Source organism: Streptomyces sp. NPDC057280, assembly GCF_042668605.1.
GTDB lineage: Bacteria > Actinomycetota > Actinomycetes > Streptomycetales > Streptomycetaceae > Streptomyces.
The window spans coordinates 24195-45523 of sequence record NZ_JBHUYR010000008.1 but is presented as its reverse complement, the minus strand read 5'-3'; the positions used below and the strand labels follow the sequence as shown (position 1 = coordinate 45523).

Genomic DNA, 21329 nt, shown 5'->3' with positions numbered 1-21329 from the left:
GGCTCACGGGTGAACGGCGCGCGAGGGGTGGTGGGGTCGTCCGGGATCGGGTACATACGATCGAGTAGCACCGGTCGGTAACGAAAACGGTCCAAGATCCCGATTCGCGGCGAGGTGAGCCTCTTGTCCGCCCCATCCACCAGCAAACCCTCCGTCTCCGAGCGCGAGGCCCGCGAGGTCGCCGAGGCGGCCCGGGAACAGGAGTGGCGCAAGCCCAGCTTCGCCAAAGAACTGTTCCTCGGCCGCTTCCGGCTCGACCTGGTCCACCCGCACCCCATGCCCTCCTCCGAGGCCGCCGAGCGCGGCGAGGAGTTCCTCGCCAAGCTCCGCGACTTCTGCGAGACGAAGGTCGACGGCGCCCTCATCGAGCGCGAGGCCCAGATCCCCGACGAGGTCATCAACGGCCTCAAGGAGCTCGGCGCCCTCGGCATGAAGATCGACACCAAGTACGGCGGCCTCGGCCTCACCCAGGTGTACTACAACAAGGCGCTCGCGCTGGCGGGCTCGGCGAGCCCCGCGATCGGCGTGCTGCTCTCCGCCCATCAGTCGATCGGCGTACCGCAGCCGCTGAAGCTGTTCGGTACCGACGAGCAGAAGGAGACGTTCCTGCCCCGGTGCGCCCGCACCGACATCAGCGCCTTCCTCCTCACCGAGCCCGACGTCGGCTCCGACCCCGCCCGCCTCGCCACCACCGCGGTCCCCGACGGCGACGACTACGTCCTCGACGGGGTGAAGCTGTGGACCACCAACGGCGTGGTCGCCGACCTCCTCGTCGTCATGGCCCGGGTGCCGAAGTCCGAGGGCCACCGGGGCGGCATCACCGCGTTCGTCGTCGAGACCAACTCGCCCGGCATCACGGTCGAGAACCGCAACGCCTTCATGGGCCTGCGCGGCATCGAGAACGGCGTGACCCGCTTCCACCAGGTCAGGGTCCCGGCCGCGAACCGCATCGGCCCGGAAGGCGCGGGCCTGAAGATCGCGCTCACCACACTCAACACCGGCCGGCTCTCCCTGCCGGCCTCCTGCGTCGCCGCCGGCAAGTGGTGCCTGAAGATCGCCCGCGAGTGGTCGGCGGCCCGCGAGCAGTGGGGCAAGCCCATCGCCCAGCACGAGGCGGTCGGCTCGAAGATCAGCTTCATCGCGGCCACCACCTTCGCGCTGGAGGCGGTCACGGACCTCGCGAGCCAGATGGCCGACGAGGACCGCAACGACATCCGCATCGAGGGCGCCCTGGCCAAGCTCTTCGCCTCCGAGCAGGCGTGGCTGATGGCCGACGAACTGGTCCAGATCCGCGGCGGCCGGGGCTTCGAGACGGCCGCGTCCCTGGCGGCCCGCGGCGAACGCGCGGTCCCGGCGGAGCAAGTCCTCCGCGACCTCCGCATCAACCGCATCTTCGAGGGCTCGACCGAGATCATGCACCTGCTGATCGCCCGCGAGGCGGTCGACGCCCACCTCTCGGTCGCCGGCGACCTGATCGACCCGGACAAGTCCCTGACGGACAAGGCGAAGGCGGGCGCCAACGCGGGCGTGTTCTACGCCAAGTGGCTCCCGAAACTGGTTGCGGGCCAGGGGCAACTCCCGTACTCCTACAACGAGTTCAAACACGAGGTCGACCTCTCCGTCCACCTCCGCTACGTCGAGCGCACGGCCCGCAAACTCGCCCGCTCCACGTTCTACGCCATGTCCCGCTGGCAGGGCCGCATGGAGACCAAACAGGGCTTCCTCGGCCGGATCGTCGACATCGGCGCGGAACTCTTCGCCATGAGCGCGGCCTGCGTCCGCGCCGAACTCCTGCGCACCACAGAGGCCCATGGCCGCGAGGCCTACCAGCTCGCTGACGCCTTCTGCCGCCAGTCCCGCATCCGGATCGAGGAACTCTTCGGCCGCCTGTGGACCAACACCGACGACCTGGACCGCAAGGTCGTCAAGGGCGTCATGTCCGGCACCTACACATGGCTGGAGGACGGCATCGTCGACCCCTCGGGCGAGGGCCCGTGGATCGCCGACGCCTCTCCGGGGGCGAGCGAGAAGAACAACGTCCACCGCCCGATCCGCTGACCGGCTCATGTCACCGCGTCCCCCGCACGTCCACCGTGAGGGGGACGCGCTGTCCTCACACACCGTCCTTACGGCAACAATGGGGGGATGAGTGACAGTCCAGCTCCCCTCGCGGATCCGCACCTCGTCTACGACCCCGTGGCGGGCGACGGCCCCAAGGACGTGGTGATCCTCGGCTCCACCGGCTCGATCGGCACCCAGGCCATCGACCTCGTCCTGCGCAACCCGGACCGCTTCCGGGTCACCGCGCTGTCCGCCCACGGAGGCCGGGTCTCCCTGCTCGCCGAGCAGGCCCACCGGCTCGGGGTGCGGACCGTCGCGGTCGCCCGCGAGGACGTCGTACCGGCGCTGCGGGAGTCACTCCAGGCCCGGTACGGCACCGGCGAGCCGCTCCCGGAGATCCTGGCCGGTCCCGAGGCGGCCGGCCAGGTCGCCGCCTCCGACTGCCACACCGTCCTCAACGGCATCACCGGCTCGATCGGCCTCGCCCCGACCCTCGCCGCACTGGAGGCGGGCCGCACCCTCGCGCTCGCCAACAAGGAGTCGCTCATCGTCGGCGGCCCGCTGGTCAAGGCCCTCGCCAAGCCGGGGCAGATCATCCCGGTCGACTCCGAGCACGCGGCCCTGTTCCAGGCCCTGGCCTCCGGGACCCGGGCAGACGTGCGCAAGCTGGTCGTCACCGCCTCCGGCGGCCCGTTCCGCGGCCGTACGAAGGACGAACTGGCGAACGTCAGCGTCGAGGACGCCCTCGCCCACCCCACCTGGGCCATGGGCCCGGTCATCACCATCAACTCCGCGACCCTCGTCAACAAGGGCCTGGAAGTCATCGAGGCGCACCTCCTCTACGACATTCCCTTCGACCGCATTGAGGTCGTCGTGCATCCCCAGTCGTATGTCCACTCGATGGTTGAGTTCACGGACGGATCGACAATCGCCCAGGCGACGCCCCCCGACATGCGCGGGCCGATCGCCATCGGCCTCGGCTGGCCCGAGCGCGTCCCCGACGCGGCTCCCGCCTTCGACTGGAGCAAGGCGTCGACGTGGGAGTTCTTCCCGCTCGACAACGACGCGTTTCCTTCGGTCAACCTTGCGAGGCACGTGGGAGAGCTCGCGGGCACGGCCCCGGCGGTGTTCAATGCCGCCAACGAGGAGTGCGTGGAGGCGTTCCGGGTCGGCGCGCTGCCCTTCAACGGGATCATGGAGACCGTGACACGCGTCGTGGAGGAGCACGGCACGCCGGCCACGGGAACCTCGCTCACCGTGTCGGACGTCCTCGAAGCGGAGACCTGGGCCCGCACCCGGGCCCGGGAACTGGCGGCACAGACGGCGGAGGCCCGTGCATGACGACCCTGATGTTCATCCTCGGCATAGCGGTCTTCGCGTTCGGACTCCTGGTCTCGATCGCGTGGCACGAGCTCGGCCACCTCTCCACGGCCAAGCTCTTCGGCATCCGCGTGCCCCAGTACATGGTCGGCTTCGGCCCGACCATCTGGTCGAGGAAGAAGGGCGACACGGAGTACGGCGTCAAGGCCATCCCCTTCGGCGGCTACATCCGCATGATCGGCATGTTCCCGCCCGGCCCGGACGGCCGCCTGGAGGCCCGCTCCACCTCACCCTGGCGCGGCATGATCGAGGACGCCCGCTCGGCCGCCTTCGAGGAACTCCAGCCCGGTGACGAGTCCCGCCTCTTCTACACACGCAAGCCGTGGAAGCGCGTGATCGTCATGTTCGCTGGCCCGTTCATGAACCTGATCCTGGCGATCGGCCTGTTCCTGACGGTCCTGATGGGCTTCGGCATCCAGCAGCAGACCACCGACGTCGCCTCGGTCTCCCCGTGCGTGATCTCCCAGAGCGAGAACCGCGACACCTGCAAGAAGACCGACAAGGCCTCCCCGGCCGCGGCGGCCGGCATGAAGAAGGGCGACAAGATCGTCTCCTTCGCCGGGGTGAAGACGGACGACTGGAACACGCTCTCCGACCTCATCCGCGACAGCGCCGGCAAGACGGTCCCGATCGTCGTCGAGCGCGACGGCAAGCAGGTCTCCCTCACGGCCAGGATCGCCACCAACCTCGTCGCGAAGAAGGACTCCAGCGGGGCCTACGTCCAGGGTGAGTACGTCAAGGCCGGCTTCCTCGGCTTCAGCGCCGCCACCGGCGTCGTCAAACAGGACTTCGGCGAGTCGGTGACCTGGATGACGGACCGCGTCGGCGACGCCGTCGACTCCCTCGCCGCCCTGCCCTCCAAGATCCCGGCCCTGTGGGACGCCGCCTTCGGCGACGGCCCCCGCGAACCGGACTCCCCGATGGGCGTGGTCGGCGCGGCCAGGGTCGGCGGCGAGATCGCCACCCTCGACATCCCGGCGTCCCAGCAACTGGCGATGTTCGTGATGCTCCTCGCGGGCTTCAACCTCTCCCTGTTCCTGTTCAACATGCTCCCGCTGCTGCCGCTCGACGGCGGCCACATCGCGGGCGCCCTGTGGGAGTCGCTGCGCCGCAACCTGGCCAAGCTCTTCCGCCGCCCCGACCCGGGCCCGTTCGACGTGGCGAAGCTGATGCCGGTGGCCTACGTCGTGGCGGGCATCTTCATCTGCTTCACGGTCCTGGTCCTCATCGCGGACGTCGTCAACCCGGTGCGAATCTCCTAGCCATACGGCGTTCACGACGACCCGGCACGCTTCGTGCCGGGTCGTCTTCGTTCGGGTGGCTCCGTGGGACGGATGTGCTCCGGCCCGCGCGCGTGCCGTAATCTCGAAGCCTGGAGCCCACTGTTCCGTTGGCGCCGGACCTTGATCCACGACTTGGGGTTGCACAGCAGATGACTGCGATTTCTCTCGGCATGCCGTCCGTTCCGACCAGGGTTGCCGAGCGCCGCAAGAGCCGGCAGATCCAGGTCGGCACCGTCGCCGTCGGTGGCGACGCCCCGGTCTCCGTCCAGTCGATGACCACGACCCGTACGTCCGACATCGGCGCGACCCTCCAGCAGATCGCCGAGCTGACCGCGTCCGGCTGCCAGATCGTGCGCGTCGCCTGCCCGACCCAGGACGACGCCGACGCCCTGTCCACGATCGCGAAGAAGTCCCAGATCCCGGTCATCGCGGACATCCACTTCCAGCCCAAGTACGTCTTCGCCGCCATCGAGGCCGGCTGCGCGGCGGTCCGCGTGAACCCCGGCAACATCAAGCAGTTCGACGACAAGGTCAAGGAGATCGCGCGGGCCGCCAAGGACCACGGCACCCCGATCCGCATCGGCGTCAACGCCGGCTCCCTCGACCGCCGCCTGCTCCAGAAGTACGGCAAGGCCACCCCCGAGGCCCTCGTCGAGTCCGCCCTCTGGGAGGCCTCGCTCTTCGAGGAGCACGACTTCCGGGACATCAAGATCTCGGTGAAGCACAACGACCCGGTCGTCATGATCGAGGCGTACAAGCAGCTCGCCGCCCAGTGCGACTACCCGCTCCACCTCGGCGTGACGGAGGCGGGCCCGGCGTTCCAGGGCACGATCAAGTCCGCGGTGGCCTTCGGCGCGCTGTTGAGCCAGGGCATCGGTGACACGATCCGCGTCTCCCTGTCCGCCCCTCCCGTCGAGGAGGTCAAGGTCGGCAACCAGATCCTGGAGTCCCTCAACCTCAAGCAGCGCGGCCTGGAGATCGTCTCCTGCCCGTCCTGCGGCCGCGCCCAGGTCGACGTCTACAAGCTGGCCGAGGAGGTCACGGCGGGCCTGACCGGCATGGAGGTCCCGCTCCGCGTCGCCGTCATGGGCTGCGTCGTCAACGGCCCCGGCGAGGCCCGCGAGGCCGACCTCGGCGTCGCCTCCGGCAACGGCAAGGGCCAGATCTTCGTCAAGGGCGAGGTCATCAAGACCGTCCCGGAGTCCAAGATCGTCGAAACCCTGATCGAGGAAGCCATGAAGCTGGCCGAGCAGATGGAGGCGGACGGCGTGGCCTCCGGCGAGCCGTCGGTGGCGGTGGCGGGCTGAGGGACCTGGCTGCAACGCCTTAGGGGCGCGGGGAACTGCACGACCGGCCACACACAACCCGCACCCGCGAACTGCACGCAACCCCCCGATCTATTGGGCGCCCGGCAACACGAACCCCGGGCACCCGATAGCACCCGGCACCACCACAGGGCGACGCTGCTCAGCTTCCGCGGGTACAGTGCGGAGATCAGCGCAGTCCCCAGTGTGAGGCCCCGCCCGTGTTGACCCAGACGACCTCCCGGGTCCTCGAACCGAGCGACCTGGACGCCGCGCTCGCCGTCCTCGACCGCGAGCCGGTCGCGAACGCCTTCGTGACCTCCCGCGTACAGGTCGCCGGCCTCGACCCATGGCGGCTCGGTGGCGAGATGTGGGGCTGGTACGAGGACGGCCTGCTGACCTCCCTCTGCTACGCCGGCGCCAACCTGGTCCCCATCTGCGCCACCCCGCGAGCCGTCCGCGCCTTCGCCGACCGCGCCCGGCGCGCGGGCCGCCGCTGCTCCTCGATCGTCGGCCCCGCGGAACCCACCGCGGAGCTGTGGCGGCTGCTGGAACCCAGCTGGGGCCCGGCCCGTGACGTCCGCGCCCACCAGCCCCTGATGGTCACCGACCGGCCCTCCGCCGACATCGCCCCCGATCCGTACGTCCGGCGCATCCGCAAGGACGAGATGGAGACGATCATGCCGGCGTGCGTGGCGATGTTCACCGAGGAGGTCGGCGTCTCCCCGATGGCCGGTGACGGCGGACTCCTCTACCAGGCCCGGGTCGCCGAACTCGTGGGCTCCGGCCGCTCGTTCGCCCGCCTCGACGCCGACGGCAAGGTCGTCTTCAAGGCGGAGATCGGCGCCGCGACCGACCGCGCCTGCCAGATCCAGGGCGTGTGGGTGGCACCCGAATACCGGGGCCAGGGCTACGCGGCCCCCGGCATGTCGGCGGTCCTGCGCTACGCCCTCGCGGACGTGGCCCCGGTGGTCAGCCTGTACGTGAACGACTTCAACACGGCGGCGCGACGGACGTACCGACGGGTGGGGTTCGAAGAGGTCGGCGCGTTCATGAGCGTCCTGTTCTGAACCCTCGAAGTGCCCAGCCTCTGAAACCCTCGAAGTGCCCAGCCTCTGAAACCCTCGAAGTGCCCGGCCTCGGAAACCCCCGAAGTCCCCGGCCTCGTCCGGCGAACCGCCCTGTACGCTCCCCACATGCGATTCCCCGGTCACGGACACCGCCGCCACCCCGACGACGACATCGTGATCGGCCCCTTGGACCTCTCCGCCCGCGTCGACGAGGCCCTCGCCGTCCAGGCCGTCGCCTTCGGACTCGGTGCCGACGAGGTCGCCGTACGACGCCAGATCGTCCTGCGCCACATGACGTACCCGGGCGCACGGGCCCTCGGTGCCACCGCGGCGGGCCGTCTCGTGGGTTTCGTCTACGGCATGCCCAACGACCGCACCCACTGGTGGTCCACGGTCGTGGAGCCGTACCTCCGTGCCCAGGGCCACGAGACCTGGCTGGACGACTCCTTCGTGATCACGGAGCTGCACGTCCACCCGCACCACCAGAACCAGGGCATCGGCCGCTCCCTGATCACCACGATCACCGACGGCGCCACCGAACCCCGCTCGATCCTCTCCGCGATCGACACCGACAGCCCGGCCCGCGGCCTCTACCACTCGCTCGGCTACCAGGACCTGGCCCGCCAGGTCCTCTTCCCGAGCGCCCCGAAGCCGTACGCCGTGATGGGCGCCCCCTTGCCGCTGCGCCGCCGATAACCGATTTCCACCACAACCGGCCCCCCGGCTAACCTCCTAGCCATCACCGTTTTCCCGGCAGGAGTACGAGAACCATGGCCAACGCACCGGTCCAGCGCATGTCCCAGTTGATGGCGAAGACGCTGCGCGACGACCCGGCGGACGCCGAGGTCCTCAGCCACAAGCTCCTCGTCCGCGCCGGCTACGTCCGACGCACCGCCGCCGGCATCTGGAGCTGGCTGCCCCTCGGCATGCGGGTCCTGCGCAACGTGGAGCGGGTGGTCCGTGAGGAGATGGACGCCATCGGCGCCCAGGAGGTGCTGCTCCCCGCCGTCCTGCCGCGCGAGCCGTACGAGGCGACCGGCCGCTGGGAGGAGTACGGCCCCGAGCTGTTCCGCCTCCAGGACCGCAAGGGCGGCGACTACCTCCTCGGCCCGACCCACGAGGAGATCTTCACCCTGCTGGTGAAGGACCAGGCGTCCTCCTACAAGGACCTGCCGGTCATCCTCTACCAGATCCAGAACAAGTACCGCGACGAGGCCCGCCCGCGGGCCGGTGTCCTGCGCGGCCGTGAGTTCCTGATGAAGGACTCGTACTCCTTCGACACCGAGGACGAGGGCCTGGCCCGGTCCTACGCGCTGCACCGCCAGGCCTACCAGAAGATCTTCACGCGCCTCGGCCTCGACTACCGCATCTGCGCCGCCACCGCGGGCGCGATGGGCGGCTCGAAGTCGGAGGAGTTCCTGGCCCCGGCCGGCGCCGGCGAGGACACCTTCGCCGACTGTCCGAACTGCGACTTCGCGGCGAACACCGAGGCGATCTCCTACGAGCTCAAGCCGGTGGACGGATCCGCCGTCCCCGCCGCCGAGGACATCCCGACCCCCGACACCCCCACCATCGAGACCCTCGCCGCCCAACTCGGCGTCCCGGCCTCCGCGACCCTGAAGAACCTCCTCGTGAAGGTCGACGGCGAGATCGTGGCCGTCGGTGTCCCCGGCGACCGTGAGGTCGACATGGACAAGGTCGAGGCGCACTTCGCCCCGGCCGTCGTCGAGATGGTCACCGAGGCCGACTTCGCGGGCCGCCCGGACCTCGTCCGCGGCTACGTCGGACCGCAGGGCCTGGGGGAGAAGGTCACGTACATCGCCGACCCGCGCGTGGCCCCGGGCACCGCGTGGATCACCGGCGCCAACAAGGTGAACACCCACACCAAGAACGTCGTCGCGGGCCGGGACTTCGAGGTCGCCGAGTACGTCGACGTCGTGGTCGTGCAGGACGGCGACCCGTGCCCCAAGTGCGGCACCGGCCTCGTCCTGGACCGGGCGATCGAGATCGGCCACATCTTCCAGCTGGGCCGCAAGTACGCCGACGCCCTCAAGCTCGACGTCCTCGGCCAGCAGGGCAAGCCGGTCCGCGTGACCATGGGCTCCTACGGCATCGGCGTCACCCGCGCGGTCGCGGCCATCGCCGAGCAGACCGCCGACGAGCAGGGTCTGTGCTGGCCCGCCGAAGTCGCCCCGGCCGACGTCCACGTGGTGGCCGCGGGCAAGGCCCTCCAGACCGAGCTGGCCCTGGAGGTCTCCGAGAAGCTGCGCGCCGCGGGCCTGCGGGTCCTGGTCGACGACCGCGCGGGCGTCTCCCCGGGCGTGAAGTTCACGGACGCCGAGCTCATCGGCGTACCGAAGATCCTTGTCGCGGGCCGCCGTTCCGCCGAGGGCGTCCTGGAGCTGAAGGACCGCAAGACCGGTGAGCGCGAGGAGCTGACGGTCGACGAGGCGATTGCCCGGCTGTCCGCCTGACCCGCCTGCCGTCCGGCCCGTTCCCCGTCCGCGCACTCCGCAGGACCGGGGACGGGCCGACGCGTGCCCGGTCCGGGTCAGCCGGCTTCCGCTCCGTGGACGCAGGGGAACAGTTCCCGGGGAAGCTCCACACGCATCCCGCAGAAGCAGCGCAGCGGGCCGCCGCGGGAAGCGGGGGCGCCGAGATCGACGATGAGGATGTCCGCCACCTCCCGCAGCGCATCACCCGTGGACGCACTTCGGGAGACTCGGATGCTGACCTCGTCCGAGTCCCAGACCGCGATGCTCGCCAGACCGTCGGCAACGGCAATGTGGACGCACACAACTGTCTCCCCAGGAAAGCGCTACGGCATGAGCGTTCCGCTCCGGGAGGCCAGCGGCTGACTGATGGTACCGACGGCGGCCGGATGCATGCACTGTTTCGGCATATTCACCCGTCGCATCCGGACCGTGCGTCACAACCGGCGGATGTCGGCGCGACCGGCCGGGCAGCCGGTCGCGCGGCGCTGGCCTCACACGATGCGACTGACCTGAAGCATCGCCTCGGCGTCCTTCAGTAGTGCGCGCTGACGTGCCTCCGGCAATTGCCGGTAGAGCTTCAGGAGCCGGGCCTCGCGCTCGTCCGCGCTGGGGCCCGGCACGGGGCGGCCGACCGCCTCGAAGAACTCCTTCGGCGTCGTGCGGACGCCCCAGCGCCGGAACACCTCGACCATGACACGGAGTTTCTCCGGGTCGATGCGCGAGGTGCCGCGGGTGCGGTTCATCCAGGCGTTGAGCGTCGGGTAGGCGATGCCGGTCTCCGCCGCCAGGTCCTTCTGGGTCCTGTCCGGCACCTGTGCCAGCAGACGTTCGAGCAGGGCCGCCAGATCCTCGTCACGGCGCGGCGGGTCCTGGCCGGTCTCGGGGGATGCTGGGCGGCTCGCCTCGTTCGTCACGCCTCCGAGGATCGGTCATCGTTATCTACAAGCGCAAGTAGATCGCAGATCGGGCCTGTGGGGGTCCCGTGTGCACGCCGTAACTCTCCTGTCACAGAAGCACCTTGACACGATCTACATCTACATGAAGACTGCGGAGCGCATCCGGAATCTACATCTACATGGATAACGAAGATACGGGGCTTGCCGCTCCGCACCTCTGCATCGATGCCGACGGGAGAGCGATCATGTCGTTACCGGCCCACCCCATCGTCCCGGCCACCCCGGAACCCGAACTGGTCACACGTGCTCGCGCCGGGGACCGTGAGGCGTTCGCCGCGCTGTACCACCAGCACTACCGCGCCGTGTACGGCTTCCTCCTCGTCCGGACGCGCAACAGACATCTGGCGGAGGACCTGACCCAGGAGGCCTTCGTCCGCGCCCTGCGCCGGATCGACGGCTTCACCTGGCAGGGCGTCGCCTTCGCCGGCTGGCTCACCACCATCGCCAAGAACCTCTGGCTCGACGAACTCGGCCGTGGCCGGACCCGGTGGGAGACCCCGGTCGGGGAGTTCGACGACCCCCGCGGGGTGAGCACCGGCACGGGAGACCGGGTCCCGCGCGACCTGGAGGCTGTCGAGGCACGGGAAACGGTCCGCGCCGCCCTGAAAACCCTCAACGCCCGGCAGCGGCACTGTGTGGAGCTGCGTTACCTGGACGAACTCACCCCGCAGGAAACGGCGTTGGTGACGGGTCAGACGGTCGGAGCCGTGCGCACGCTCACCTGCCGGGCCCTGCTGAAGCTGCGCTGGTCCATCGGGGCGGTGTCCGCGTGAACAGCAACCTCACCCATGCCGCCGGCGTGATCCGCGCCGTCCTGGGGTCCGTCCCGCCGGAACAGGCGGCGGCCGTCGCCCACGCGCTCGACTGCGCCCGGCTCCTCGTCGACCCCCGCCGCCCCCCGGGCGCCCTCCTGTACCGCACACCCGGCGGAGGCTGGTCCCGCTTCCCGCGTCCGCTGACCGAGCTGGAGCGCAAGGCGCTGGACTGGGACGCCGCCTGCGCGCGGGCGCGGCAGGTCGCCCAGGTCATCGGCCGTCATCTCGCCGGCCATCTGAACCCCACCGACATCCGCGTCGACGGCGACCGGGTACGGGTCGTGCTCCGCGTCGACGGGCCCACGCAATGGACCCGCTGGCGCGCCTACTTCGGCATCACGATCGTCGGCGAGGGCACCCGCCCGCACACCGTGATCGGCGAGGGGATGCGGGACGGCGTACGCATGACGGTGGTGGCTCACGGAGCCGCGGCGACACTGCCCTCCGCCGCCCCCACCGCCCCGACCCGCCCCTTCCGCATGGGCGACCGGGTCTACGACCTGGCGCTCCCGTTGCGCGACGCGCACGGGGACGTCTGGTACTTCCAGGGGTGCAGGCGTCAGGACGGCATGCCGCTGATGTCCGTGGACGGCCGGCCCGAGCGCTGCTCCCTGGCCAACGTGGCGGCCCACCTGGGACCGCTGACACCGGTACGGGCCGTGCCCCCGGACGACGTGGACCCCGCGGCGTCGGCGCTCGCCCCGGTACCGGCGCCGCCCGCGTACGGACCGGCGGGACCGGTCCGATGAGCCTGCGCGCACCCACCGCGGAGACCTGGGCGGACGCGGGTTCGCGGGCCTGGGAGACGAGCGCGGCCTGCCGGGGGCAGGACGCCGACCTGTGGTTCACCCAGCGGTACACGTCCACGGCGCTGGCGATCTGTGCGGCCTGCCCGGTGCTCGACCCCTGCCGGACCGCGGTGCTGCACCGGGAGAGGAGCCTCCCGCGCTGCGACCGCCAGGGCATCATCGCCGGCCTGACGGGCGCCCAACGCCACGCCCTGGCCCAGACGGCGGACGGCCCGCCACGCCGGAACACCGAGCCGCCTCCCGCCCCGCCGGACGACGACGTGCCACCGACCCCGACACCCGACCGCTCCACGGGCCCCTCCCGCCGACCACCCACGGGGAGCCGACGTCCACACCCGGCCGCACGGCCCCTCCGGGCCGCCGCCCCTCCTCCCCGGACGGCCGCCGCCCCTCCTCCCCGGACGGCCACCGGCCCGCCGTCCGTCCGGGTCGACGACCCCGTTCCGCCCGAGACGCCGCCCTCCGGCGACGGGCCGTACGGGCGCGACGCCCGGGACCCGAGGCCCCGCCTCGCGCCCTGCGGGACTCGGGCCGCCTACCAACGGCACCTGCGCCGGGGCGAGTTCGTCGACGAGGCGTGCCGGGACGCCAACGCCCGTGGTGCCGGGCGATACCGGCGCACCGGATCCACCCGCGACCGTACCGACGAGACCCGCCCCCGTGCGGCCACCGTCGCCGCGGCCGACGGACCGTGCTGAGACCTGTTCACCGTCACCGGAGTACCTGATGTCCACGCCCCCTCCGATCACCCCGCACGAGGCAACGGACGCCCCCGGTCCAGGGCTGCCCGGCGCGCTGGGACGGACGGCCGCCGCCCTGCGCCGTGCGCTGCGCCCCGGCCGCCTGCCCCGCTCCGAGCGGCGCGACCTGGACGACTGCCGTCGGGAACGCGACCGCTGGCAGCGTCACGCCGACTCCTACGAGCGGGAGCTGACCCGCGTCCGGCTCGACCACGCACACCTGCTCGCCTGGCTGGCCGCGCTGCACCCCGCGAGCGCCGTCCTCGCCCCCGACAGCGAGGCCGGCCCCGACGGCGTCCATCATCTGCGCATCGAGGCCGGCGGGCGGCAGCTGTCCTGGCGGCTGCACCCGGCCGACCTCCCGCTGTTCGCCCACACCCCGTACGCCCCGCACGCCCTCGCCGCGGACGGCCCTCCGGCCACCGACCAGGCGGCCCACCTGCGCCGTCACACCCGGCTTCTGGCACTGGAGGGAACGCTGCTCACCGAGCCTGCCGAACCCACCGCAACCGTCACCGGCCCCCGCCGGCCACCCAAGGCCCCCACCCACCCGCCGCCCTCCCCGTGAGACTCCGGTCGGCAGGCTCGGGAGGCACGTCGGCCGGACCCACCACGCCCCCCTGCGACGACCCTCGGCAGGGGGGCGTGTTCCGTCCGCAACGGCGCCCGGCTACAGCCAGCCCGCGAACTCCAGCAACAGCTCCGCGTCCTGGGCCCGGCCGACCCTGAGCGCCCGCACCCCGGACTCCACGGCCCGGAACAGCGTCCACCCCCGCAGCCGCTCCTGATCCACGTCCAAGGACTCCGCGAGCCGCTTCACCCGACGCCGCGTGATGGACGCCCCCGAGGGCGAGGCGATCAGGTCCTCCACCCGGTCCCGCACCAGCCGGGCCAGATCGAACGCGCACTCACCCACCACCGGGTCCGGCCCCACCGCCAGCCACGGCGTCCGCTCCCCGGCCAGCACCTTGCTCTGCCGGAACGTGCCGTGCAGCAGCCGCTCCTCGGGCGGCGCGGCCAGCAGCTCCTCCCGCGCGGCCATCGCCGCGGCGACCAGCGGCCCGACCTCGGCTCGTTCCGACGCGGTCGCCCGCATCGCCTGCGCCTGCCGTCCCGTCCGCTCGGCCACCGTCTCGAACGCGTGTCCGGCGGGCGGTTCGACCCACAGCCGCCGCAAGGTACCCGCCGCCTCCAGCAGCGCCTTCGCCTCGGGCAGTGACCGCACCGACACATCGGGATGCAACCGCTCCAGCAGCAGCACCCCTTCCCCCGCGAAAGGCTCCAGCAGCTGTACGGCCCCCAGCCCGTCCCAGTGCGCCAGGGCCGCCCGCTCGGCCTCCGGCCGGAACCGCGGCGGGGCCAGCTTGAGCACGGCGGGAGTGCCGTCGGCCCGCCGGACCAGCACGACCAGGCTGCTGCGGCCGCCGGGCACCTGCACCCGCTCCACGGTCAACTCGCGTAGCGCGACGGCCTGCTGAGCCGCCTCGGGCAGCTTCTCCAACCAGTCGTCACCGTCAGGTGCCGTCTCACCGAGCGCCCTGACCAGACGCTGCGGCGGTGCGAAAGCCATACCCGAGTTCTTCCTTCCGTACGTGTTACGCCGTGGGAGTCGGCTTGGCCGTGGCCGCCGCCGCCCGCTCGGCGAGACCAGGGAAGGCTACGCTCTCCCCGCGCCAGCGCACCGCCCGCACCGCCGCCTCCCGCAGCGCCTCCGCGGCCATGGACCGCCGCCCGTCCACGGTTGCCCGTACGAGGTCGGAGTACACCCCGGCGACCCGGTCCTCCAGCTCCGCGGCCAGCCGTACGGCCGCCTCCGAGTCCGGCACCGGGAACGGCAGCGCGTATCCGGCCGCCGCGGCGGCCGGCTTGCCGCCCAGGTCCCGCACCTCCCGGACCAGCAGGTCACGCCGGGCGCGATGGGCGTCGTACGCGGACCGCGCCTCGGTGCGCCGGCCCTCGCGGATGCGGCCGCCGACGACGCCGTAGCCGTAGACGGCCGCGTGCTCGGCCGCCAGGGCCGCCTGGAGCGCGGTCAGGGTCCGCTTCTCGTCCTCGTCGCTCACTTGGCCCCCTCCTTCAGCAGATACGCGTGCGCCGCACCGGCCGCGGCCACCGACGCCAGCAGCCGGGCCAGCTCGCCCGGCACGTCGAGCAACGCCTTCGCCCGCGCGTCGGCGAGCGCCCGCTCGGCGTCGGCCAGCTCGACCAGGGCGTCCTTCTCACTCACCGGCGCGGTGGCCGAGGGCGACGGCCGCGACACCGTGGGGGAGGCCGCGGTGACGGTTCCTCCGAACGCCTCCACATGCCGTACGGCCGCGTCCCGCAGCGGTGCCAGCCGCTCCGCCAGCGCCGGATACGCGGCGAGGACGACGTCGTACCGTTCGACGATCCCCCTGCTGTCCCGCGCCGCACGCGTGCGTGCCCGCTCGGTGACCGACGGGCTGCCCCCGGTGCTCTCCTCGGAGTCGGAGTCGTCGGACCCGGAGGAGCAGCCCGTCAGGAGGGCGGCTCCGGCGGCCGAGGCGAGGAGGGTTCTTCTGCGCGGCCCCGAGGGGGTGCGCGGCGGCGGGGGGTACGGCACGGCAGACGTCCTCGGGGGCTCGTACGAACATGCGGGCGGGAAGGGCGGCCCCGCCGGTGATCACGGTACCCGCGCACCGGTCCGCAGCCACTCATCGGCACCGTTGCCGGGCCCCCGGCGGCGCACGATGGACGGCAACAGTCCTTCGGACCGGATACCCTTTGACCAGACACGCGACCTTCCCACAACAGCACACGCGGCCGAGGAGTCACCCGGATGAGCACCACCCAGAGCGAGAGGCTGCGAGAGCTCCTGGAACCGCTCGTCACCTCCCAGGGACTGGATCTCGAAGAGATCGCCGTGGACTCCGTCGGACGCAAGCGCGTGCTGCGTGTCGTCGTCGACTCCGACCAGGGCGCCGATCTGGACGCCATCGCCGATGTGAGCCGCGCGCTCTCGGCGAAGCTCGACGAGACGGACGCGATGGGCGAGGGCGAGTACACCCTCGAGGTCGGCACCCCGGGCGCGGAGCGCCTCCTCACCGAGCACCGGCACTACGCCCGCGCCGTCGACCGGCTGGTGAAGTTCCAGCTGGCCGAGGGCGGGGAACTGGTCGCCCGGATCCTGACGGTCGACGACGACGGCCTGGACGTCGAGGTCCCCGGAGTGAAGGGCCGCAAGGCCACCAGCCGCAGACTCGGCTTCGCCGAGATCGACAAGGCGCGCGTCCAGGTCGAGTTCAACCGCAAGGACAAGAAGGAAGAGGAGGCGTAGCCGTGGACATCGACATGAGTGCCCTGCGGGGCTTGGTACGGGAGAAGGAGATCTCCTTCGACCTGTTGGTCGAGGCGATCGAGTCGGCCCTCCTCATCGCCTACCACCGCACCGAGGGAAGCCACCGCCACGCGCGCGTGCGCCTCGACCGGGAGACCGGCCATGTGGTCGTGTGGGCGAAGGAAGACCCCGAAGACCTCGAAGAGGGCCAGGAGCCCCGCGAGTTCGACGACACCCCGTCCGACTTCGGCCGTATCGCCGCCACCACCGCCAAGCAGGTCATCCTGCAGCGGCTGCGCGACGCCGAGGACGACGCGACGCTCGGCGAGTACGCCGGGCGTGAGGGCGACATCGTCACCGGTGTGGTCCAGCAGGGCCGCGACCCGAAGAACGTGCTCGTCGACATCGGCAAGCTGGAGGCCATCCTGCCGGTGCAGGAGCAGGTCCCGGGTGAGACGTACCCGCACGGCATGCGGCTGCGGTCGTACGTCGTACGAGTGGCGAAGGGCGTGCGCGGTCCGTCCGTCACCCTGTCGCGCACCCACCCCAATCTGGTGAAGAAGCTCTTCGCGCTGGAGGTGCCGGAGATCGCCGACGGGTCCGTCGAGATCGCCGCCATCGCGCGTGAGGCCGGTCACCGTACGAAGATCGCGGTGCGGTCCACCCGCAGCGGGCTCAACGCCAAGGGCGCCTGCATCGGCCCCATGGGCGGCCGGGTGCGCAATGTCATGGGTGAGCTGAACGGCGAGAAGATCGACATCGTCGACTGGTCGGACGACCCGGCCGAGATGGTGGCGAACGCGCTGTCCCCGGCCCGCGTCTCTAAGGTCGAGGTCGTGGACCTCGCGGCCCGCTCCGCGCGCGTGACCGTGCCGGACTACCAGCTGTCCCTGGCGATCGGCAAGGAAGGGCAGAATGCCCGGCTCGCGGCCCGCCTGACCGGCTGGCGGATCGACATCCGTCCGGACACCGAGCAGCCCGCCGAGCAGGACTGAGGAATAGATCCAAGCCGCGGTTGGCTTAGATCACGACAACAACCGTTCGATTCCTGCCCCAAAGGGGTGAGGTCGGTACGGGGAGGTAGACTTAGCAGTGTCTGGCCGGACGCGCGCCCGCGCATGCCCTGAACGCACCTGTGTGGGGTGCAGGCAGCGAGCGGCCAAGACCGATCTGCTGCGCACCGTGGCGATCAAGGACGCATGCGTCCCCGATCCAAGCGGTACGCTGCCCGGCCGGGGCGCCTATGTGCACCCCGCCCTGGTCTGTCTCGACCAGGCGGTACGCCGCCGGGCGTTCACGCGGGCGCTTCGCGCCCCGGGAGCGCTCGACGTAAAGGCGTTGCGCCAGTACGTCGAGCAGACAGACAGTTGCTGAGCAGGCAACACCGCAAGGAGTGTCGTACGGAACCCCCGTGCGGCCCTGGTACCCCGCGAGTTGGAAGTAGGTCGAGATTGCGATGAGCACTCGATGAGCACGCGATGAGTACGCCCATGAAGTAGCGACGGTCCGGACGCAACCCGGACCTAAAAGGAGCGAAGTGGCTAAGGTCCGGGTATACGAACTCGCCAAGGAGTTCGGGGTTGAGAGCAAGGTCGTCATGGCCAAGCTCCAGGAACTCGGTGAATTCGTCCGTTCGGCGTCTTCGACCATCGAAGCGCCCGTCGTCCGTAAGCTGACGGACGCCCTCCAGCAGGGCAACGGAGGCGGCAAGCCCGCCCCGCGCAAGGCTGCCCCGGCGAAGCCGGCAGCCCCCTCTCCGGCGCAGGCTGCCCGTCCGGCCGCCCCGCGCCCGCCGGCTCCCAAGCCGGCCGCCGCCGAGACGCCCGCGGCTCCCGCCGCGCCGGCTGCTCCCGGCCCCCGTCCCACCCCGGGCCCGAAGCCCGCGCCGCGCCCCGCGCCGGCGTCCCCGGCTCCGACCACGCCCGAGTTCACGGCGCCCCCGTCGGCCCCCGCCGCACCGGCCCCCGCGCAGGGCTCCGGCCCCCGTCCGGGTGCCCCGCGTCCGGCCGGCCAGCAGGCCCCGCGTCCGGGTGCCCGCCCCGGCGGCCCCGCACAGGGCGGCCAGGGTCGTGGCGACCGTCCCGCTCCCGGCGCCCAGCGTCCGGGTGGCCAGGCGCCGCGTCCCGGTGCCCGTCCGGCCGGTCCCCGTCCGGGCAACAACCCCTTCACCTCTGGTGGCTCCACCGGCATGGCGCGCCCGCAGGCGCCCCGTCCGGGCGGTGCCCCGCGACCCGGCGGCCCCGGTGCCCCCGGTGAGCGTCCCGGCGGCGCCCCGCGTCCGCAGGGCCAGGGCGGTCCCCGTCCCCAGGGCGCGGCGGGCGGTCCCCGTCCGCAGGCTCCGGGCGGTCCGCGTCCGACCCCGGGTGGCATGCCCCGTCCGCAGGGCGGTCCCCGTCCCGGCGGCGGCCCCGGCGGCCCGCGTCCCAACCCCGGCATGATGCCGCAGCGTCCTGCTGCCGGCCCGCGTCCCGGCGGCGGTGGCCCCGGTGGCCGTGGTCCCGGTGGCGGCGGTCGTCCCGGTGGCGGCGGCGGTCGCCCGGGTGGCGGCGGCGGCTTCGCCGGCCGTCCCGGTGGCGGCGGCGGCTTCGCCGGTCGTCCGGGCGGTCCCGGTGGCGGTGGCGGCGGCTTCGCCGGCCGTCCCGGTGGTCCGGGTGCCGGTGCGGGCGGCGGCGGTCGTCCCGGCTTCGGCGGTCGTCCCGGTGGTCCGGGTGGCCGTGGTGGCACGCAGGGCGCCTTCGGTCGTCCCGGCGGTCCCGCGCGTCGCGGTCGCAAGTCGAAGCGGCAGAGGCGCCAGGAGTACGAGGCCATGCAGGCCCCGTCGGTCGGCGGCGTGATGCTGCCTCGCGGCAACGGCGAGACCGTTCGCCTGTCGCGCGGTGCCTCGCTCACCGACTTCGCCGAGAAGATCAACGCCAACCCGGCGTCGCTCGTCGCGGTCATGATGAACCTCGGCGAGATGGTCACGGCCACGCAGTCCGTCTCCGACGAGACGCTCCAGCTCCTCGCCGACGAGATGAACTACACGGTTCAGATCGTCAGCCCGGAGGAGGAGGACCGCGAGCTGCTCGAGTCCTTCGACATCGAGTTCGGCGAGGACGAGGGCGACGAGGAGGACCTGGTGGTCCGCCCGCCGGTCGTCACCGTCATGGGTCACGTCGACCACGGTAAGACCCGACTCCTCGACGCCATCCGCAAGACGAACGTCATCGCGGGCGAGGCCGGCGGCATCACCCAGCACATCGGTGCCTACCAGGTCTCGACCGAGGTCAACGACGAAGAGCGCAAGATCACCTTCATCGACACCCCGGGTCACGAGGCGTTCACCGCCATGCGTGCCCGTGGTGCGCGGTCGACGGACATCGCGATCCTCGTCGTCGCGGCCAACGACGGCGTCATGCCGCAGACGGTCGAGGCGCTGAACCACGCCAAGGCGGCCGACGTGCCGATCGTCGTCGCGGTCAACAAGATCGACGTCGAGGGTGCCGACCCGACCAAGGTGCGCGGTCAGCTCACCGAGTACGGCCTGGTGGCCGAGGAGTACGGCGGCGACACCATGTTCGTCGACATCTCCGCCAAGCAGGGTCTGCACATCGACTCCCTGCTGGAGGCCGTGGTCCTCACCGCGGACGCCTCGCTCGACCTGCGGGCCAACCCGCACCAGGACGCGCAGGGCATCGCGATCGAGTCCCGTCTCGACCGCGGCCGTGGTGCCGTGTCGACGGTCCTCGTCCAGCGCGGCACCCTGCGGGTCGGCGACACCATGGTGGTCGGCGACGCGTACGGCCGAGTCCGGGCGATGCACGACGACAACGGCAACAACGTGGCCGAGGCCGGCCCGTCGACGCCGGTCCAGGTCCTGGGCCTGACCAACGTCCCGGGCGCGGGCGATAACTTCCTGGTGGTCGACGAGGACCGTACGGCCCGTCAGATCGCCGAGAAGCGCGCCGCCCGTGAGCGCAACGCCGCGTTCGCCAAGCGCACCCGCCGCGTCTCCCTCGAGGACCTGGACAAGGTGCTCAAGGCCGGCGAGGTCCAGCAGCTCAACCTCATCATCAAGGGTGACGCTTCTGGTTCCGTCGAGGCGCTCGAGTCCTCCCTGCTCCAGCTGGACGTCGGCGAAGAGGTCGACATCCGCGTCCTGCACCGCGGCGTCGGTGCGGTCACGGAGTCGGACATCGACCTGGCGATGGGCTCCGACGCCATCGTGATCGGCTTCAACGTCCGCGCGGCCGGCCGCGCGGCGCAGATGGCCGAGCGCGAGGGCGTGGACGTCCGGTACTACTCGGTCATCTACCAGGCGATCGAGGAGATCGAGGCGGCCCTCAAGGGCATGCTCAAGCCGGAGTACGAAGAGGTCGAGCTCGGTACGGCGGAGATCCGCGAGGTCTTCAAGTCGTCCAAGCTGGGCAACATCGCCGGTGTCCTCATCCGCTCGGGCGAGGTCAAGCGCAACACCAAGGCGCGCCTCATCCGCGACGGCAAGGTGGTCGCGGAGAACCTCAACATCGAGGGTCTGCGTCGCTTCAAGGACGACGTCACCGAGATCCGCGAAGGCTACGAGGGTGGTATCAACCTCGGAAACTTCAACGACATCAAGGTCGACGACGTCATCGCGACGTACGAGATGCGCGAGAAGCCGCGCGTCTGACCGTCACAGCACGCGATCGGGGCCGATCGGCGGGGAAGTTCCTCCACGGAATTTCCGTCGATCGGCCCCGGCCGTTGCGTGTACGGTTCCCGTATCGGCGTCCAAGCGCGGCGCCCGTACCCCGAACCGGCGGGACATCCGGACACACACATGTATGTGGGGACTCTGTCCTTCGACCTGCTCCTCGGCGACGTCCACTCGCTGAAGGAGAAACGCTCACTCGTCCGTCCGATCGTGGCCGAGCTCCAGCGCAAGTACGCGGTGAGTGCGGCGGAGACGGGCAATCAGGACCTCCATCGGCGGGCCGAGATCGGGCTCGCGGTGGTATCCGGGGACACAGGCCACCTCACCGACGTACTGGACCGCTGTGAGCGGCTGGTGGCCGGGCGGCCCGAGGTGGAACTGCTGTCGGTTCGACGCAGGCTCCACAGCGACGAAGACTGAAGCAAGCGGCAAGAAGAAGTAACTAAGGA

At 71.4% G+C, this 21329-nt stretch carries 21 protein-coding genes; 16 read left to right on the top strand and 5 right to left on the bottom strand.

Features of this window, described 5'->3' with window-relative positions:
- Positions 1-123 precede the first annotated feature (123 nt).
- From ACFUO4_RS34860 to ACFUO4_RS34830, 7 genes are all read left to right on the top strand, one after another.
- Positions 124-2058, top strand: coding sequence for an acyl-CoA dehydrogenase family protein (locus ACFUO4_RS34860; RefSeq protein ID WP_383492358.1), 1935 nt, complete (start codon positions 124-126; stop codon positions 2056-2058).
- Positions 2059-2145: 87 nt separating this feature from the next.
- The gene (gene dxr, locus ACFUO4_RS34855) at positions 2146-3402 is read left to right on the top strand and encodes a 1-deoxy-D-xylulose-5-phosphate reductoisomerase (protein WP_079310273.1); all 1257 of its coding nucleotides are present in this window, start codon (positions 2146-2148) and stop codon (positions 3400-3402) included.
- Between the two features lie 8 nt (positions 3403-3410).
- On the top strand, positions 3411-4703 hold the full coding sequence (locus tag ACFUO4_RS34850; RefSeq protein WP_383492885.1) for a M50 family metallopeptidase: 1293 nt from the start codon (positions 3411-3413) through the stop codon (positions 4701-4703).
- Positions 4704-4873: 170 nt separating this feature from the next.
- Positions 4874-6031, top strand: coding sequence for a flavodoxin-dependent (E)-4-hydroxy-3-methylbut-2-enyl-diphosphate synthase (ispG, locus tag ACFUO4_RS34845; protein ID WP_079310275.1), 1158 nt, complete (start codon positions 4874-4876; stop codon positions 6029-6031).
- A gap of 218 nt (positions 6032-6249) precedes the next feature.
- A complete protein-coding gene (locus ACFUO4_RS34840; protein ID WP_079310276.1) occupies positions 6250-7098 on the top strand; it encodes a GNAT family N-acetyltransferase in 849 nt (282 codons plus the stop codon).
- A gap of 126 nt (positions 7099-7224) precedes the next feature.
- Positions 7225-7794, top strand: a complete 570-nt coding sequence (locus ACFUO4_RS34835) for a GNAT family N-acetyltransferase (protein WP_383492354.1) — start codon at positions 7225-7227, stop codon at positions 7792-7794.
- Positions 7795-7868: 74 nt separating this feature from the next.
- Positions 7869-9572: a proline--tRNA ligase gene (locus ACFUO4_RS34830; protein ID WP_383492351.1), complete on the top strand. Its 1704-nt coding sequence runs from the start codon at positions 7869-7871 to the stop codon at positions 9570-9572.
- Between the two features lie 77 nt (positions 9573-9649).
- On the opposite strand, the gene ACFUO4_RS34825 is transcribed toward ACFUO4_RS34830, so the two are convergent.
- The gene (locus ACFUO4_RS34825) at positions 9650-9895 is read right to left on the bottom strand and encodes a hypothetical protein (protein ID WP_383492348.1); all 246 of its coding nucleotides are present in this window, start codon (positions 9893-9895) and stop codon (positions 9650-9652) included.
- Between the two features lie 189 nt (positions 9896-10084).
- Positions 10085-10507, bottom strand: coding sequence for a helix-turn-helix transcriptional regulator (locus ACFUO4_RS34820; RefSeq protein WP_079310280.1), 423 nt, complete (start codon positions 10505-10507; stop codon positions 10085-10087).
- 227 nt (positions 10508-10734) lie between these two features.
- Between ACFUO4_RS34820 and ACFUO4_RS34815 the strand changes: the two genes are divergently transcribed.
- Genes ACFUO4_RS34815 through ACFUO4_RS34800 form a run of 4 tightly spaced genes read left to right on the top strand, consistent with a single transcriptional unit; the run spans position 10735 to position 13481 of the window.
- On the top strand, positions 10735-11322 hold the full coding sequence (locus tag ACFUO4_RS34815) for an RNA polymerase sigma factor (protein WP_383492345.1): 588 nt from the start codon (positions 10735-10737) through the stop codon (positions 11320-11322).
- Positions 11319-12113, top strand: coding sequence for a BN159_2729 family protein (locus ACFUO4_RS34810; RefSeq protein WP_383492342.1), 795 nt, complete (start codon positions 11319-11321; stop codon positions 12111-12113). The genes ACFUO4_RS34815 and ACFUO4_RS34810 overlap by 4 nt, the downstream gene beginning before the upstream one ends.
- A complete protein-coding gene (locus tag ACFUO4_RS34805) occupies positions 12110-12871 on the top strand; it encodes a WhiB family transcriptional regulator (protein ID WP_383492339.1) in 762 nt (253 codons plus the stop codon). Before ACFUO4_RS34810 ends, ACFUO4_RS34805 begins: the two co-directional genes overlap by 4 nt.
- 28 nt (positions 12872-12899) lie before the next feature.
- Positions 12900-13481 (top strand): hypothetical protein, encoded by a 582-nt coding sequence (locus ACFUO4_RS34800; RefSeq protein ID WP_383492336.1) that lies wholly within the window; start codon positions 12900-12902, stop codon positions 13479-13481.
- 102 nt (positions 13482-13583) lie between these two features.
- Here the strand turns inward: ACFUO4_RS34800 and ACFUO4_RS34795 are convergent, their stop codons facing one another.
- The 3 genes from ACFUO4_RS34795 to ACFUO4_RS34785 are packed head-to-tail and all read right to left on the bottom strand — an operon-like array spanning position 13584 to position 15494.
- Entirely contained in the window at positions 13584-14483 is a 900-nt protein-coding gene (locus tag ACFUO4_RS34795) for an aminoglycoside phosphotransferase family protein (protein ID WP_079313057.1), read from the bottom strand.
- 25 nt (positions 14484-14508) lie between these two features.
- Positions 14509-14976, bottom strand: coding sequence for a ferritin-like domain-containing protein (locus ACFUO4_RS34790; protein ID WP_383492332.1), 468 nt, complete (start codon positions 14974-14976; stop codon positions 14509-14511).
- Positions 14973-15494 (bottom strand): hypothetical protein, encoded by a 522-nt coding sequence (locus tag ACFUO4_RS34785; protein WP_383492329.1) that lies wholly within the window; start codon positions 15492-15494, stop codon positions 14973-14975. Before ACFUO4_RS34785 ends, ACFUO4_RS34790 begins: the two co-directional genes overlap by 4 nt.
- Before the next feature lie 216 nt (positions 15495-15710).
- On the opposite strand from ACFUO4_RS34785, the gene rimP reads away from it, so the two are divergent.
- From rimP to ACFUO4_RS34760, 5 genes are all read left to right on the top strand, one after another.
- Complete coding sequence (rimP, locus tag ACFUO4_RS34780) at positions 15711-16208, top strand: ribosome maturation factor RimP (RefSeq protein WP_079313061.1); 498 nt, start codon at positions 15711-15713, stop codon at positions 16206-16208.
- Positions 16209-16210: 2 nt separating this feature from the next.
- On the top strand, positions 16211-17203 hold the full coding sequence (gene nusA / locus ACFUO4_RS34775; protein WP_079313063.1) for a transcription termination factor NusA: 993 nt from the start codon (positions 16211-16213) through the stop codon (positions 17201-17203).
- A 97-nt stretch (positions 17204-17300) separates the two neighbouring features.
- Positions 17301-17582, top strand: a complete 282-nt coding sequence (locus tag ACFUO4_RS34770) for a YlxR family protein (protein ID WP_079313065.1) — start codon at positions 17301-17303, stop codon at positions 17580-17582.
- Between the two features lie 163 nt (positions 17583-17745).
- Positions 17746-20856 carry a translation initiation factor IF-2 gene (gene infB, locus ACFUO4_RS34765; RefSeq protein ID WP_383492324.1) on the top strand — a complete coding sequence of 1037 codons (3111 nt, stop codon included), beginning with the start codon at positions 17746-17748 and terminating at the stop codon, positions 20854-20856.
- 150 nt (positions 20857-21006) lie between these two features.
- The gene (locus tag ACFUO4_RS34760; protein WP_018531172.1) at positions 21007-21300 is read left to right on the top strand and encodes a DUF503 domain-containing protein; all 294 of its coding nucleotides are present in this window, start codon (positions 21007-21009) and stop codon (positions 21298-21300) included.
- Positions 21301-21329 lie beyond the last annotated feature (29 nt).